We start from the raw sequence: 14,475 nt of genomic DNA, 5'->3' as shown, positions 1-14,475 counted from the left end.
TCATCCAAGAAGAGCAAGCTCCTCTCTTCAGCGTTCTACTTGCATGTATTAGGCACGCCGCCAGCGTTCGTCCTGAGCCAGGATCAAACTCTCATTAAAAAGTTTGAGTTCGCACTCATTACTGTCCACTGACAGATTTATTTTCGTTTTTTGACAGGTTACATATCTCTATGTCACCCTGCACTTGGTTCGTCTTGTTCAGTTTTCAAAGGGCTTTGTCTTTCGCGACAACTATATTAGTATATCACCCAACCACACCTCCTGTCAATACCTTTTTTAATATTTTTTCGTTTTTTTAAAAGTTTATTTTTTCAACTATAAGTATAAAGTTAGTTTCTTTGTGAGCCGAAAGCTGGTTTATGCCACCTGAGTGCATGACTTTCTATAATCTAAAAAGGTTGAGAAATTTGCTCTCAACCCTCTTTTCTTATTTATTTGACTTCTAACAGGCCAATATCTCCATCTTCCCGACGGTATATCACATTTGTGCTGCTGTCCTCTGCATCGGAATAGATAAAGAAATCATGCCCCAATAAATCCATCTGCAGAATCGCTTCTTCCAAGTCCATCGGCTTCAAATCAATATGTTTTGAACGGACAACTTTTGACGGAACTTTTTCTGCTTCTTCAGCAAAGGAATCTGTGAAAAGCTGGCTTGTAGCAACCTTATTGCGATTCTTTCTTTCAATTTTGGTCTTGTTTTTGCGGATTTGGCGCTCAATCTTATCTGTGACCAAATCAATTGATCCATACATGTCCTGAGAGATATCTTCTGCACGAAGAGTGATGGAGCCTAGCGGAATTGTCACTTCCACTTTCGCAGTCTTTTCACGGTAAACCTTGAGGTTCACACGTGCATCAAGTTCTTGCTCTGCTTGGAAATACTTCTCAATCTTCTCAAGTTTAGAAACTACGTAGTCACGGAGAGCATCTGTTACTTCTAGGTTTTCACCACGGATACTATATTTAAGCATATAAGTACCTTCTTTCTAAACATAAATGTTTTATTTATAATATCATTATAACGCTTTCATTCCTTTTTTGCAAATTTTTTCTTATCTTGCGATTGAAAACGACAATACTTCTTTCACACCGGCTTCCAATAAGATTTGCTTAGCTAATTGCAAGGTTTTTCCAGTCGTATAGATATCATCAACCAGCAAAATTTTATCTGGCAAATCAACTCCTTTCTTAATTTTAAAAGCCTGCTGCGTCTGCAAACGCTCCTCACGTGTCTTGCTCGACTGTGCTAGAGTGTCTTTTTTCTCTAATATATTTCTATATGACAAGTTTCCAGCATCTAAAATTCCCTGCACTTGATTAAATCCTCGAACTTGAAATTTTTCGTTACTCACTGGAATCGGAACAATGGTATGCTCTCTAAACATTTTGACTGCTTTTTTAGCTACTTTTGCAAATACAAAGCGCAATACATAGTCTCCCTGAAACTTGTATTGACTGAAATAATCCTTCATTGCTTCATTATAGGTAAATAGTGACTGATGCTGAACTTGATTCCCCTCTCCCTCCCACTTTTTACAATCTCTACATAAATCTGATTTCCCATTGCGAAAACAGCGTGGGCAACGCTCTTCAGATATGCATTCAAAATTTTGATAACAAGTGGAGCAGCAGCTTGGTCCTTCTCCTTTTAATAGAAAAAGCTGTAAAAAACTGCCTTTCTCCTTAATTTGCTCCTTACATAAAAGACACTCTGTCATAATCCCGCCTCCTTATTCATATCTCTCATTTCCCGAATTGCCTTTTCCATAGCAAGGGTAGTCCCATCATGAAAAAATAGCAACTGTCCAGTCGGTCTATCCATACTACGACCAACTCGGCCTGAAATCTGAACCAGAGCACTACGACTGAACAGGCGATGATTGGCTTCCAAGACAAAAACATCTACACCAGGAAAGGTTACCCCACGCTCTAAAATAGTCGTTGTCACCAAAATAGTGATCTCCTTGTGACGAAACTGCTCGACAATCTCTAGACGATTTTCTGTTGTGGAGGCGACAAAAGCCAGCTTTTCATCAGGCAGAGCTATCTGCAAAGCCTGAGCAACATCCTCTCCTCTTTGAATTTCTGCAGCAAATATCAAGAGAGGAAATTGAGTCTTTCTCTGTTTTTGTATATAGTTCAAAAGTTTAGGTGCTATTTTCTTCTTCTGAAGATACTTTTGAAAATCAGATAACCAAACTTTCTGAGGGATGGTCAAGGGATTACCATGAAATCTTCTGGGAAGACTCAGGCGTTTCAGCTCACCTTTTTGAACTCTTTTATCCAGTTCATCCGTGGAAGTGGCTGTCAGAAAAATAGTTGTAGCATCCTCTTTAACTGAACGCTCTACTGCGTGATACAACATGGGATTATCTACATAAGGAAAGGCGTCTACCTCGTCCACAATCAGCAAATCAAAAGCCCGATAAAATTTTAAGAGCTGGTGGGTGGTGGCAATCACCAAGGGACTGCGGAAATAAGCTTCTGACTCCCCATGCAGAAGGGCTATTTCACAAGAAAAATCTTCTTTAAGGCGCCGATAAAGCTCTAAACAAACATCAATCCGCGGACTGGCCAAGCAAACAGCTCCTCCTCTATCAATAACTCTTGCAATCACTTGGTAAATCATTTCTGTTTTTCCAGCGCCAGTAACAGCATGCACTAACGTATTCTGTCTTTTCTCTAGCGCATCCAGTAAGCCTTTGGAGACCTTCCCCTGAAACTCTGTCAGTTGCCCCTGCCATTTAAGCACCTGATTCTTAGGAAAATCCTCTTGGGGAAAATAGTAGAGTTTTTGGTCACTACGTACCCGACCCAAGATTAAGCATTCTCTACAATAATAAGCTCCAACAGGTAGCTGATTTTCTCGTTCAATCAAGCTGTTGCAGCGTCCACAGTGGAGCTTGCCTTTTTCTTCTCGGATACTGGGAATTTCTTTTGCTTGTGCTCGCAAGCTAGACTCTAACTGACTCTCTGTAAATATACGTCCTAAACAATCTTGCAACTCTAACATACTTATTTATTCGTAATTTTTTGGCAAAATTCGTCTTTTTTTGTAAAATATAGTTATGGAATTTAAGACAATTAAAGAAGATGGTATGGTTCAAGAGGAAATTAAAAAATCCCGCTTTATCTGCCATGTAAAAAGAATTTACTCTGAGGAAGAGGCTCGCGCTTTTATAGCTGCTATAAAAAAAGAACATTACAAGGCCACTCATAACTGCTCTGCTTTTATCATTGGGGAAAAGAGTGATATAAAGCGAACTAGCGATGATGGTGAGCCCAGCGGAACAGCCGGAGTTCCTATGCTGGGAGTCCTAGAAAAGCACAATTTGACCAATCTTTGCGTTGTGGTTACTCGCTATTTTGGCGGTATTAAACTAGGAGCCGGCGGCCTGATTCGAGCTTATGCCGGCAGTGTTGCTCTGGCTATTAAGGAGATTGGACTGGTTGAGATAAAAGAACAAGCTGGCCTACGCCTAAAACTGTCTTACAGCCAGTATCAGGATTTTGCGAATTTTCTGAAGGTCCAAAACTTAGAAGAAACCGATACAATCTTTACAGAATTAGTTGATACAACCATTTATATTGACAAAAATATCAAAGAAACCACTAAGAGAAATTTAACAGAATTTTTCAACGGAAAAATAGAACTAACTGACTTAGGCTTGCGAGAAGTTGAAGTGCATGCTATACTAGATAAAGAAAATTAAAGGAGAAAATTATGGCATTTGGAAAATTAATGCAAGGATTAGCTGGAAATTTCAGCGAACAAAATGTTGATCAACTTTCAAAAGAATACGGACAATATTTACTTGAAGGTGAAGTTATCCAGAGTGGCTACACTCTGATTCGTGACTCTATCTTATTTACAAATATTCGTATTATTTTTACTGACAAGCAAGGAGCAACTGGCCGGAAGATGTCTGTGAAATCAATTTTTCTGATGAATATTGTGGACGTTGATATGGAAACTGCTGGAGCTGGTATTGATGATAGTGAAATTACAATCACTTATTTAGACAATGCCTTTTTAAAAGCCCACAACGAGTTCCCTAAGAAACATAAGTTCGAATTTCCTAAAAAGGCAGATATTGCACCCTTATATAAATATCTATTTGAATTAGCCTATAATAATCGTTTGAAAATTAATGGTTTAATCTAATATAAAAAAATCCTATCACTTTGATAGGATTTTTATATTTTACAAAGCGCTTATTTCATTTTATACTAATTCTATTAAATTATATTGAGGTATGTATTCTATGTCACGTATTTATCAAAACATTACAGAACTAATTGGGCAAACTCCCATCGTCAAATTGAACAACTTGGTTCCAGAAGGAGCTGCTGAGGTTTATGTGAAGTTAGAGGCTTTCAATCCCGGCTCTTCTGTCAAAGACCGGATTGCTCTCAGCATGATTGAGGCGGCTGAACGCGATGGCCTTATCAAGCCCGGCGATACCATCGTTGAAGCAACCAGCGGAAATACCGGTATTGGCCTTTCATGGGTTGGAGCAGCTAAAGGTTACAAGGTCGTCATTGTTATGCCAGAAACCATGAGTGTGGAACGCCGCAAGATTATACAAGCTTATGGTGCTGAGTTAGTTTTGACTCCGGGTAGCGAAGGAATGAAAGGTGCCATTGCAAAAGCACAGGAAATCGCGCAAGAACGAAATGGCTGGCTGCCACTGCAGTTTAACAATCCGGCCAATCCAGAGGTTCACGAACGAACAACAGGAGCAGAAATTATCGCTGCTTTCAGTGAAACTGGACTGGATGCCTTTGTAGGCGGTGTCGGAACTGGCGGAACTATTTCCGGTGTATCTCACGCTCTCAAAAAAGTTAATCCGGACATCCAAATCTACGCAGTCGAAGCAGACGAATCTGCTATCCTTTCTGGTGAGAAGCCAGGCCCTCACAAAATCCAAGGACTTTCAGCTGGATTCATTCCAGAGACCTTAGATACAGAAGCCTACAACGGTATTGTCCGCGTAACTTCTGATCAAGCACTGGAATTCGGACGCTATATTGGCGGTCAGGAAGGCTTCTTAGTGGGGATTTCATCTGCTGCTGCTATTTTCGCAGCTATTGAAGTAGCGAAAAAACTAGGAGCTGGCAAGAAAGTCCTTGCTCTGGCACCTGATAACGGCGAACGCTACCTGTCTACCGCTCTCTATGAATTTGATGCTTAGTATTTTTTGAAAAACTTGTCCATTTCAACTTAGTACTCGGCTATGAATTGAATCGCAATTCTATCCAAGCAAAATATCCTGTTCTCTTATCGAACAGGATATTTTTTAAACTTTTTCTTCTTTTAAGAATTTTTTTGCCTCTTTGATCCAGATAGGCAACTGTCTTCCTAAAGGCTCAAAACCAATTTTACAGCGGTCGTTTGAAAAGCGGTGACGTCTAGGGAGGCGGTGCTTTTCTTCTTCTAAGGTTCGCATAGACAGACTGGACTTCCCAGAAAATTCATCATAGTCCACAACCTGTACCAAGACTTGCTGGCCGATCTTTACACTATCATGGATATTTTCAATATAGCCTGGACGAATTTCTGAGATATGAATCAAGCCAATCGTTCCGTTTTCCAGTTCAACAAAAGCTCCATAAGGCTGAATCCCAGTGATTTTGCCTTTTAATTTATCACCGATTTTCATCAGTCTTCAACCTCAATCGTTTCAATCACAACATCTTCCACCGGCTTATCCATAGCCCCCGTCTCAACAGCTGCAATCTTGTCCAAAACTTGGTAGGACGCTTCATCAGCCAGCTGACCAAAGACAGTGTGGCGCCGATCCAAATGCGGTGTTCCTCCCTGACTGGCATAGACTTCAGCGATAGCTTCAGGCCAGCCGCCGCGGCTTAATTCCTTAGCTGAATAAGGTAGATTTTTATTTTGAACAATGAAAAATTGACTGCCATTAGTATTTGGACCAGCATTTGCCATGGAAAGAGCCCCACGAATATTGTACAATTCTGGTGAAAACTCATCTTCAAATTTCTCGCCATAAATAGACTGACCACCCATACCAGTACCAGTAGGATCGCCACCCTGAATCATAAAATCCTGAATAATGCGGTGGAAAATCACACCGTCATAATAACCATCTTTAGCAAGGGCAATAAAGTTGGCTACTGTTTTTGGTGCCTGTTCTGGAAACAGCTGAACTTTCATGTCCCCATGATTAGTCTTGATAGTCGCTTTTGGACCTTCTGCTGCTGCAAGTTCTACTTGTGGAAAATGTAATTCTTTTTCTACCATACCTAACTCCTCTAAGGCGGCAAAGATACCGTCTTCTTCTACTGTTTTTGTAATATAATCTGCTCTTTTTCGCAGTTCTTCATGGGAAACGCCCATGGCAATGCCAATTCCTGCATAGTCAAACAATTCCAGATCATTGAGTCCGTCGCCAAAAACCATGACATTTTCAGGTTTCAAGCCCAGATGCTCGACAACCTTGGAAACTCCGGCTGCCTTGGAACCTTCTGTCGGCACGACATCTGACGAATGAGGATGCCAGCGAACCAAACGCAGATGCTCCGCTAACGCCTCTGGCAACTGCAGGCCATCTCCTCTATCCTCAAAAGTCCAAAGCTGATAAATATCCTTGTCTAAATGAAAGTCTGGATTTACAGGCAAATCTGGATAAACCACATCAATGGCCTCTGAAATCAGAGAATTTCGATTGGACAAGGCCGCTCCATGGCTGCCGACCAAACCATAGTCAATCCCTACTTCCTGAGCCCAAGCAATATAGGACATCACTCGTTCAGACGGGATAACCGTCTGAGAAATCACCTTCCCTTTGCTGTCTTCGACATAGGCTCCGTTCAGAGTAACGAAAAAGTCTGGCTGCAAAGCTCTCAGTTCCGGCACGACACCAAACATTCCTCGTCCAGACGCAATACCCGTTAAAATTCCTTTGTCTTTCAATTGCTTGAAAACTGTCTGTATAGAATCTGGAATAAAACCTGTATCCTTGACCCGCAGGGTATCATCTATATCGAAAAAGACAATTTTTATCTTTTTTGCCTTATACTTTAATTTCGCGTCCATATCTCCCCTTGTCCAATCTTAATCTTTTCTATTATACCATTAAAAGTCTTCTTGTGGGACAAGATGGTGCTGAAAAGCATAAACAACTGCCTGAGTGCGGTCGCTCACCTCCAATTTGGACAGGATATTGGAAACATGAGTCTTGACTGTTTTGAGGGAAATGAAGAGCTCATCCGCAATCCGTTGATTTTCATACCCCTTGGCTAAAAGCCCTAAAATATCACGCTCACGAGCGGTCAAATCCTCATGGAGCTCGATATGGTTACGATGATACTCCACTTTCTTACTGACCTCTGTTTCAATGGCAAATTCTCCCTTGGCCACTTTTTTGACAGCACGGAGAATTTCTTCAGCGCTGGAAGTCTTAAGCATATATCCATGAGCGCCTGCATCCAGAACAGGATAAATTTTTTCATTATCCAAATAAGAAGTCAAAATCAGAATCTTTGCTTCCGGCCATTCTTTTAAAATGGCCAGCGTCGCTTCGATACCATTCATCTCAGGCATGACAATATCCATGATAATCACATCCGGATGTTCTGCCAAAGCCTGCTCAACTCCTTCTTTGCCATTGACTGCTTCAGATACTTCAGCTATATCATCTTGCAGTTCCAGATAACTTTTCAATCCCAATCTGACCATCTGGTGGTCATCCACTAACAATATCTTCATGATCTTCTCCTTCTAGTAAAGGTATCGTGATTTCAATAGAAAGACCTTTTCTGGGGGCTGTCAAAAGCTTAAAGGTGCCCGCCATATCCCGTACACGGTCTTCCATATTTTTCAAGCCGTAGCTGAGTTCATCCTGAGCCAACGGATCAAAACCGACGCCATTATCAGATACCTTGATTTTAAGCTCATTAGGTGCCTGATAGAGGTAAATATCCAGCCGACTGGCTTGGGCATGCCGCAGTGTGTTATTGATAATTTCCTGCATGATTCTGAAGACATGCTCCTCCATCTGTTTGGGTAGATGCCCAACCTGATGATTGAAGTGAACACCAATATCACTTTTATCAGTCAGCTCCTTGATAATCACATCCATCCCTTCGACCAGAGTCTTGTTTTCCAACTCTGTAGGCCGCAGGTGGAGCAGGAGAATCCGCAAATCCTTCTGGGCTGTGTCCAGAATATCTGCAATCCCCTTGAGCTGCTTTTGCAGTTTTTCTCCATCAAGCCGTTCTACATTTCCAGCTACTCCTGACAGAATCATATTGGCTGCAAATAATTCCTGACTGACAGTATCGTGCAAATCACGCGCAATCCGTCGCCGTTCTTTTTCGATAATTTTCTCTTCTGTCTGCAGGGTTTGGTTTTCAGACTTCTGGAGATTCTCTGTTAAACGGTGCAGCCTTCTCTCGAGCTGATGCAGAGAACGATCCAACTCGGGTTGGTCTGTCGGCTCCATTCTCCGTCCATCCAGCAAATTCCGAAGATTTTTTTGTACATGGGCTACTGATAGATATTGTATCAAGCGAGCTGCTATCACAATCAGAATGGTCAGTGATAAACCGATAATCACAACAAAGAACACAAAAGACTGCAACAGCTCCAAATCATTAAAGAGCTCCTGCCAAGTAAAATCAAAAATATTGAAAATATAATGAAAGATGATAAATAAGACAAAGAAAGTATAGAGGAGAATGAGAAAATAATTTGATTTCTTCACTTTCTGACAACCTCCACATTTCCTAAGAAGCTGACGAGGACTATCTTCACTGTCTTATTGGCCCGTTTATAGTCTGGTGTCGTCAGCGAAATGGTTTCATTGCGCAGCTTGCGGGATGGATGATGCAGAAAGTTTAGCTCCCCGTAAAGAGTATTGATTTGCAGCTGAATTTCCACATCCAGCGGCACAATAATCTTGGTATCGCCAAAGCCCTTTCGAATCACAATCACATTATCATGATTGACCAAAATCACGTCTTCCAAATGAATGGTGTCTTTCCCAACAATGCGCAAGAGATTGATGTCGTGGAATTGGCAGCTATCTTTCGAAAAATGCTGCAAATCTCCCAGCCAACGGTTCTTTTCGCTCTCAATCTCCACATCTTCTTCGTAAACAAGATGGGTTTCTTGATTTTCCTTATAAATATAAGGATAGGCGACAATCATACCATAAACTAGCGCAAATAAGAGCGCAGCAATAACGTAAGGATTCAGCATGATAATAAAAAACAGCATAATCATGGAAGCGACTAGCAAAAAATTCCCTTTTTGCTTGCCGAAGTAATAATAGAGCAGCAGCAAAAAAAGGACCAAGATAATGACAACTCGTGAAAAATCAGCTGCCAACATGGTCACCAATGCCATGGATAATAAGACTGTTTCAACAAAGACAAATAATTGAACCTTCCACATAGCCGTTTCCTTTCTCTACCTTCCTATTTTAACAAAATTAGACCAAAAATCCTCCGTCCAAGGCATGAAATGGGGAAATTTGTCCAGTAAATAAGAAAAAACCATCCGTTTTAAGATAAAAAACTTGAAATGGATGGTTTATTAATCAACTATCAGATGAGCTGGAATTAGTTCCATGTCCACTATCTTCAGACGATGAGCTGCTCTTTGAGCTGCTACTAGACGATGATGATGACGAGCTAGATGACGATGGTGTCGTTGCTTCTGTCACGTAAAGAGTGATTTTTTCATTTGACTTGAGGTCAATTGTCTGACCTGCCGCCGGAGACTGAGAGGTCACCAAGTCCGCCTGAGTCGAAGTGACCGAACGGTCAACAACTCGCTCAATTCGAGAAGAAGAAATTCCCATTTGAATCAAGTAAGAACGAGCATTAGCGTAGGTGTACTGCATGCTGCCAAAGTCAGGCATGGACACACTAGTTACTTCTTTCGCCACTGTCAGCTTGATCTTATGATTAGAAGTCAAATCATAGGTCGAACCAGCTGCCGGAGACTGGCGAATGACCTGGCCTGGCTCGTACTCGTCCGATTCCTCCTCAACAATCTCAATCAATTTCTCAGAAACATTATAGTTTGTTTTCAGATTTTCAACTGCGGCTGATTTTGCTTGTCCAACATAATCTTCCATTACAAAGGTCTTGGATCCCTTGGAGATAATCAGGTCAATCTTGCTGCCTTCGCGGCGCTGACTATTGGCCTGTGGATCAGTTTTAATGACTTTGCCGGATTCGACTTTGTCGCTGTATTCTTCCTTTTCGTCTCCGACAACCAGCTTCTTAGCTTCGATAGCGGAGCGAGCCTCTGCCACAGTCTGACCAGAAACATCTGGCACGCTGGTATTGGATGGGCTATTATAAAGAAGGACAACAAAAGCCGCCAAAACCAATAGGACTGCAAAGAAAAGTACTTTATAACGCGTTCTCAAGCGACGTTTCTTTGGAACTTTCTTAACCGCATCTGGTGTCTCTTCCTTAACTTCATCCGCTTCTGTTTTAACCGGAGTTGGCTTAACAGGTGGAACTGCTGGCTGAGGTACAGGTGAGATTTTTGGTAAGGTCTTGGTGTCTGCTTTCGCAACATCATCAAAGACTAATTTCTTTTCATTACGGCGCTCATAAGATAAGCTGCTGGACAAGTCGACATACATCTCTGCAACTGACTGATAACGATCCGTCAGTTTTTTGGCTGTTGCCTTAATGACCACATTTTCCAAGGCCTGAGGCACATTAGGATTTTCAGAAATGATGGATGGCAGAGGCTTTTGGAAATGCTGAAGGGCAATCGTAACGGCACTGTCTCCATCATAAGGGATATGACCAGTCAGCATCTCATAAAAAATAATCCCCATCGCATAAATATCACTCTGAACAGTTGCTTTAGAGCCACGTGCCTGCTCAGGTGATAGATAATGAACCGAGCCTAGCATTGAGTTAGTCTGAGTCAGACTTGTCTCCGCAAAGGCCACCGCAATCCCAAAGTCTGTTACCTTGGCATTGCCATCCGGGGTTAAGAGGACATTTTGTGGTTTCAGATCACGATGGACAATACCGCGTGTATGCGCCAAGCGCATCGCCAGCAAGATTTGTCCCATGATTCTGACTGCTTCTTCATTTGAAATCGGAGAATTCTCTTTGATATAGCGCTTGAGGTCAAGACCTGCCACGTATTCCATAGCCAGATACTGCTGGCCATCTTCTTCCCCAATATCAGTAATCCGAACGATGTGCGGATGGTCCAAGTCAGCCATCGCCTTGGCTTCCCGCTGGAAACGCGCGACAGCGATAGGATCTGTCTGGTAATTGGTTCTAAGAACCTTTACCGCAACTTCCTCACCATCCAAAATCAAGTCCTTGGCCAAATAGACATCTGCCATGCCTCCACGGCCAATCTGCTTGATGATTTTATATCGCCCGGCAAAGATTTTGCCGATTTGAATCATGCCTTATCCTCCTTGTCAAAGCGAACCAGAGCAACTGTGATGTTATCCAGCCCTCCAGCATTGTTGGCAAAGCGAATTAAGGTTTCTGTTTTTTCAGACAGACTGATGTCGCTGGTGACAATGTCACAAATTTCACTGTCTGAAATCATATTGGTCAGACCGTCACTGTTGAGGAGAAGATAGTCACCATCTTCCAAGGTAATCATGCCATAGTCAGGCTGTACTTCGTCTTTTTGACCAATAGACTGGGTAATGATATTCTTCTGCGGATGACGCTCTGCTTCTTCTGGAGTAATCTGTCCAGCTTTCAACAAAGCATTAACAAGCGAGTGATCATTAGTCAGCTGACGGTATTCATCACCACGGATCAAACCGATGCGAGAATCGCCGATATGGGCATAGATGGCTTGATTATCAATGATAGCCAAGGCTTCCAAAGTCGTCCCCATACCCTTGTATTCTTCATCTTGACCAAATTGATGAATGCGCTGATTTTCCTCTTCCAAGTGCTCCGCAAACCATTCACGCACCTGATTCACCGAATCAATCTGTGTATCAACCCATGCAGCTCCTAAGTCTGTCACAGCCATTTCGCTAGCAATGTTTCCAGCTCTGTGACCGCCCATACCATCTGCCAAGATGATAAGGGTCTTGCCCGCCCGATTCACAAAAAGATTAGCATAATCTTGGTTATTTGTACGCTTTTGACCAACATCTGTTAATAATGAAATTTCCATACTATCAGTTTCCTCCTCTTATTCCGATATCTTCCTAAATTGACTGATAAAAAATCCGTCACTTTCATATAATTCCGGCGTAATTAAGATACAGCCGTCTTTGACGATATCTTTTCTTTCATGGTCTAATAAGACTTGCTCAAAGTTCGGATGACTGGCCAGAAATTTTTCGACAACCTCAAAATTCTCTTTGGCCATAATCGTGCAAGTACTATAAGCTATTATACCACCTTTACGTAGACTTTGACAAACGCTGTCTAGTATATCCAGCTGAATTTTTTGTAAATTCTCAAAATCTGCATTTTCTTTATTATATTTTATATCTGGTTTGCGGCGAATTAAGCCAATACCTGAGCAAGGAGCGTCCACCAAGATTTTATCGAAAGCATCTGGGCCAAATGTCTCAAACACTTTGGTCGCGTCCAGCTTTTTAGTGGTGATTTTATCTGCCAAGCCCAGTCTTTTTGCATTTTCTTCTACGAGTTCTAACTTATGATCATAGAGGTCCAAGGCTGTAATGTGGCCGCTCGTCAGATAGGAAGCCATGTGGACAGTCTTGCCCCCCGGTGCACTGCAAGCATCCAAAATCTGCTCCTCTCCTTCTATGGCCAGAGTAGGAGCCACAAGCTGGCTAGACTCATCCTGAATCGTAATCGCTCCTCTTTCAAAGAGCTGATGCCCAGCAAAATGTCCTTGTCTCTTAACCAAGGCTGACGGAGATAAAAGAGAGTCCTCAGCCCCTAAAAGCTGGCGAAGCTCTGCCTTGCGCGACATATCCGTCACGCGAATGCTGGCCTTACTTCGAACAAAGAGACTGGCAAAGATAGCTAGAGCCCTTTCTTCGCCAAACTCTTCTATCAGATCTTTGACCAGCCAGACCGGCAGAGAATACTGGATCGAGTAGCGCTTGTTTTTGCGCTTGATTGTTTCAAAATCAGACACACCCTCACGCTCAATCCTACGTAACAAGGCATTGACAAATTTCTCACTGCCACGCTTACGGATTTTCGCAATCTCAACAGCCTCATGAACAGCTGCATGTTGAGGGATTTTATCCAGATAGAGCATCTGGTACAGACTGAGCATAAGCAGAATGTAGAGCCAGTTATCCAATTTATCCCTATCCTCAATCAAATGGGATAGATACCACTCCAGTGTGATTTTCCGAGCAACTGTGCCGTAAACCAGCTCTGTTACCAGACCTTTATCTGCTTGACTCAGCAAGCTTTGATTCAGAGCCCGGTTTAAGGCGATATTGGAATAGGCTCCTTCTTCAAAAACTTCTTCCAAAATTTCCAAGACCTGCCAACGGGCCGTTTTTTGCTTACTTTCCAAAAGTATCTCCTAGGGACAGGCTGCGGCCCAGTCCATTCAAAAAATCAACGATAGCCATCTTGGGCTTACCAGCAGGCTGAACCGTCTTCAGCGAGAGGGCTCCCTTACCAGCTGCAACCACCAGTTCTTTTTTACTAATAGACAATATCTGTCCCGGCTGACCGCTGCCAGCTACCATATCTGCTTCATAAATCTTAAAGCGTTGTCCCTGCAGCAAGGTATGAGCTACTGGCCAAGGATACATGCCACGAATTTGATTGAAAATTTGTCGGTTTGTTTTGCTCCAGTCTATCCTCTCTTCTTCTGGGCTGATATTCGGAGAGAAAGTGACCTGACTAGGATCTTGCGGCTGAGGGATAATCTGCCCTGCCCTATAGGCTGGCAGCACATCCAATAACAGATCTCGACCAATAATCGCCAATTTTTCAAAGAGAGTTCCGACATTGTCAGTCTCTTCAATCTGCACCGCTCTGCTGGCTATCATGTCTCCAGCATCCATTTCCTTGACCATTTCCATAATCGTAACACCCGCTTGCTCATCACCATTGATCAGAGCATAGTGAATGGGCGCACCACCTCGGTATTTAGGCAGCAAAGAAGCATGAACATTCACCGCAAAGTCAACACTGTCCAGTAAGCAGCTAGGTAAAAACTGCCCAAAAGCAGCTGTGACAATACCATCTGCTTCTAAGTTCATCAACTCCTCTAAATCCGAGCTTTGAGCCAGCTTTTCCGGTTGATAAACTTGCAGCCCGTATTCCAAGGCCAATTCTTTTACTGGAGTCATGCGAATCTCTCTTTTACGGCCGACGGCACGGTCCGGCTGCGTTACCACTGCTAACACTTCATATTGACCGCTGTCCAGCAGCCCTTTTAGGACAGTCGCTGAGAAGTCTGGTGTTCCCATAAATATTATTTTCATCATTTTCAACTATTGATTCCTTCTTTGTTCCTTCCCTTATTATATCAGAAGTCGC

At 42.5% G+C, this 14,475-nt stretch carries 15 protein-coding genes and 1 rRNA gene; 3 read left to right on the top strand and 13 right to left on the bottom strand.

Going from position 1 to position 14,475, the window contains the following annotated elements; all coding sequences use genetic code 11:
* The 4 genes from D8877_RS11125 to D8877_RS11110 all read right to left on the bottom strand — a co-directional run.
* Positions 1 to 99 (bottom strand): 16S ribosomal RNA (locus D8877_RS11125); the annotation flags it as partial.
* 332 nt (positions 100 to 431) lie between these two features.
* Positions 432 to 974: a ribosome hibernation-promoting factor, HPF/YfiA family gene (gene hpf / locus D8877_RS11120; RefSeq protein WP_125341625.1), complete on the bottom strand. Its 543-nt coding sequence runs from the start codon at positions 972 to 974 to the stop codon at positions 432 to 434.
* A gap of 81 nt (positions 975 to 1,055) precedes the next feature.
* Positions 1,056 to 1,721 (bottom strand): ComF family protein, encoded by a 666-nt coding sequence (locus tag D8877_RS11115; protein WP_125353362.1) that lies wholly within the window; start codon positions 1,719 to 1,721, stop codon positions 1,056 to 1,058.
* Complete coding sequence (locus tag D8877_RS11110) at positions 1,718 to 3,016, bottom strand: ATP-dependent helicase ComFA (protein ID WP_002911313.1); 1,299 nt, start codon at positions 3,014 to 3,016, stop codon at positions 1,718 to 1,720. The genes D8877_RS11115 and D8877_RS11110 overlap by 4 nt, the downstream gene beginning before the upstream one ends.
* 55 nt (positions 3,017 to 3,071) lie before the next feature.
* Here D8877_RS11110 and D8877_RS11105 point away from each other — a divergent pair, with 55 nt between their 5' ends.
* The 3 genes from D8877_RS11105 to cysK all read left to right on the top strand — a co-directional run bounded on the left by D8877_RS11105 (position 3,072) and on the right by cysK (position 5,198).
* A complete protein-coding gene (locus D8877_RS11105) occupies positions 3,072 to 3,716 on the top strand; it encodes a YigZ family protein (RefSeq protein ID WP_002911312.1) in 645 nt (214 codons plus the stop codon).
* An 11-nt stretch (positions 3,717 to 3,727) separates the two neighbouring features.
* Entirely contained in the window at positions 3,728 to 4,168 is a 441-nt protein-coding gene (locus D8877_RS11100) for a PH domain-containing protein (RefSeq protein ID WP_002911311.1), read from the top strand.
* Positions 4,169 to 4,268: 100 nt separating this feature from the next.
* Positions 4,269 to 5,198, top strand: coding sequence for a cysteine synthase A (gene cysK, locus D8877_RS11095; RefSeq protein WP_002911310.1), 930 nt, complete (start codon positions 4,269 to 4,271; stop codon positions 5,196 to 5,198).
* Between the two features lie 105 nt (positions 5,199 to 5,303).
* On the opposite strand, the gene D8877_RS11090 is transcribed toward cysK, so the two are convergent.
* The 9 genes from D8877_RS11090 to fmt form a co-directional block, all read right to left on the bottom strand.
* Positions 5,304 to 5,666 (bottom strand): S1 RNA-binding domain-containing protein, encoded by a 363-nt coding sequence (locus tag D8877_RS11090; protein ID WP_002901252.1) that lies wholly within the window; start codon positions 5,664 to 5,666, stop codon positions 5,304 to 5,306.
* Complete coding sequence (locus D8877_RS11085; protein ID WP_002911309.1) at positions 5,666 to 7,066, bottom strand: bifunctional Cof-type HAD-IIB family hydrolase/peptidylprolyl isomerase; 1,401 nt, start codon at positions 7,064 to 7,066, stop codon at positions 5,666 to 5,668. Before D8877_RS11085 ends, D8877_RS11090 begins: the two co-directional genes overlap by 1 nt.
* A 39-nt stretch (positions 7,067 to 7,105) precedes the next feature.
* The gene (locus tag D8877_RS11080) at positions 7,106 to 7,738 is read right to left on the bottom strand and encodes a response regulator transcription factor (RefSeq protein ID WP_111675396.1); all 633 of its coding nucleotides are present in this window, start codon (positions 7,736 to 7,738) and stop codon (positions 7,106 to 7,108) included.
* Positions 7,716 to 8,735 carry an envelope stress sensor histidine kinase LiaS gene (locus D8877_RS11075; protein ID WP_125341619.1) on the bottom strand — a complete coding sequence of 340 codons (1,020 nt, stop codon included), beginning with the start codon at positions 8,733 to 8,735 and terminating at the stop codon, positions 7,716 to 7,718. Before D8877_RS11075 ends, D8877_RS11080 begins: the two co-directional genes overlap by 23 nt.
* Positions 8,732 to 9,427, bottom strand: a complete 696-nt coding sequence (gene liaF, locus D8877_RS11070; protein WP_125341618.1) for a cell wall-active antibiotics response protein LiaF — start codon at positions 9,425 to 9,427, stop codon at positions 8,732 to 8,734. The genes D8877_RS11075 and liaF overlap by 4 nt, the downstream gene beginning before the upstream one ends.
* A gap of 145 nt (positions 9,428 to 9,572) precedes the next feature.
* Positions 9,573 to 11,426, bottom strand: a complete 1,854-nt coding sequence (pknB, locus tag D8877_RS11065; protein ID WP_125341617.1) for a Stk1 family PASTA domain-containing Ser/Thr kinase — start codon at positions 11,424 to 11,426, stop codon at positions 9,573 to 9,575.
* On the bottom strand, positions 11,423 to 12,163 hold the full coding sequence (locus tag D8877_RS11060) for a Stp1/IreP family PP2C-type Ser/Thr phosphatase (protein ID WP_002893499.1): 741 nt from the start codon (positions 12,161 to 12,163) through the stop codon (positions 11,423 to 11,425). The genes pknB and D8877_RS11060 overlap by 4 nt, the downstream gene beginning before the upstream one ends.
* A gap of 18 nt (positions 12,164 to 12,181) precedes the next feature.
* The gene (gene rsmB / locus D8877_RS11055; RefSeq protein ID WP_002926518.1) at positions 12,182 to 13,498 is read right to left on the bottom strand and encodes a 16S rRNA (cytosine(967)-C(5))-methyltransferase RsmB; all 1,317 of its coding nucleotides are present in this window, start codon (positions 13,496 to 13,498) and stop codon (positions 12,182 to 12,184) included.
* Positions 13,488 to 14,423, bottom strand: coding sequence for a methionyl-tRNA formyltransferase (gene fmt, locus D8877_RS11050; protein ID WP_125341616.1), 936 nt, complete (start codon positions 14,421 to 14,423; stop codon positions 13,488 to 13,490). Before fmt ends, rsmB begins: the two co-directional genes overlap by 11 nt.
* Positions 14,424 to 14,475: the final 52 nt, after the last annotated feature.

It is taken from the genome of Streptococcus sanguinis, assembly GCF_003943735.1.
Taxonomy (GTDB): domain Bacteria; phylum Bacillota; class Bacilli; order Lactobacillales; family Streptococcaceae; genus Streptococcus; species Streptococcus sanguinis_E.
This window is presented reverse-complemented; position numbering and strand designations above follow the sequence as displayed.

What these genes read in the sequence shown, in the direction of transcription:
- hpf (WP_125341625.1), bottom strand. Translation starts at nt 974, where the DNA reads ATGCTTAAATATAGTATCCGTGGTGAAAACCTAGAAGTAACAGATGCT.
- D8877_RS11115 (WP_125353362.1), bottom strand. Translation starts at nt 1,721, where the DNA reads ATGACAGAGTGTCTTTTATGTAAGGAGCAAATTAAGGAGAAAGGCAGT.
- D8877_RS11110 (WP_002911313.1), bottom strand. Translation starts at nt 3,016, where the DNA reads ATGTTAGAGTTGCAAGATTGTTTAGGACGTATATTTACAGAGAGTCAG.
- D8877_RS11105 (WP_002911312.1), top strand. Translation starts at nt 3,072, where the DNA reads ATGGAATTTAAGACAATTAAAGAAGATGGTATGGTTCAAGAGGAAATT.
- D8877_RS11100 (WP_002911311.1), top strand. Translation starts at nt 3,728, where the DNA reads ATGGCATTTGGAAAATTAATGCAAGGATTAGCTGGAAATTTCAGCGAA.
- cysK (WP_002911310.1), top strand. Translation starts at nt 4,269, where the DNA reads ATGTCACGTATTTATCAAAACATTACAGAACTAATTGGGCAAACTCCC.
- D8877_RS11090 (WP_002901252.1), bottom strand. Translation starts at nt 5,666, where the DNA reads ATGAAAATCGGTGATAAATTAAAAGGCAAAATCACTGGGATTCAGCCT.
- D8877_RS11085 (WP_002911309.1), bottom strand. Translation starts at nt 7,066, where the DNA reads ATGGACGCGAAATTAAAGTATAAGGCAAAAAAGATAAAAATTGTCTTT.
- D8877_RS11080 (WP_111675396.1), bottom strand. Translation starts at nt 7,738, where the DNA reads ATGAAGATATTGTTAGTGGATGACCACCAGATGGTCAGATTGGGATTG.
- liaF (WP_125341618.1), bottom strand. Translation starts at nt 9,427, where the DNA reads ATGTGGAAGGTTCAATTATTTGTCTTTGTTGAAACAGTCTTATTATCC.
- pknB (WP_125341617.1), bottom strand. Translation starts at nt 11,426, where the DNA reads ATGATTCAAATCGGCAAAATCTTTGCCGGGCGATATAAAATCATCAAG.
- D8877_RS11060 (WP_002893499.1), bottom strand. Translation starts at nt 12,163, where the DNA reads ATGGAAATTTCATTATTAACAGATGTTGGTCAAAAGCGTACAAATAAC.
- fmt (WP_125341616.1), bottom strand. Translation starts at nt 14,423, where the DNA reads ATGATGAAAATAATATTTATGGGAACACCAGACTTCTCAGCGACTGTC.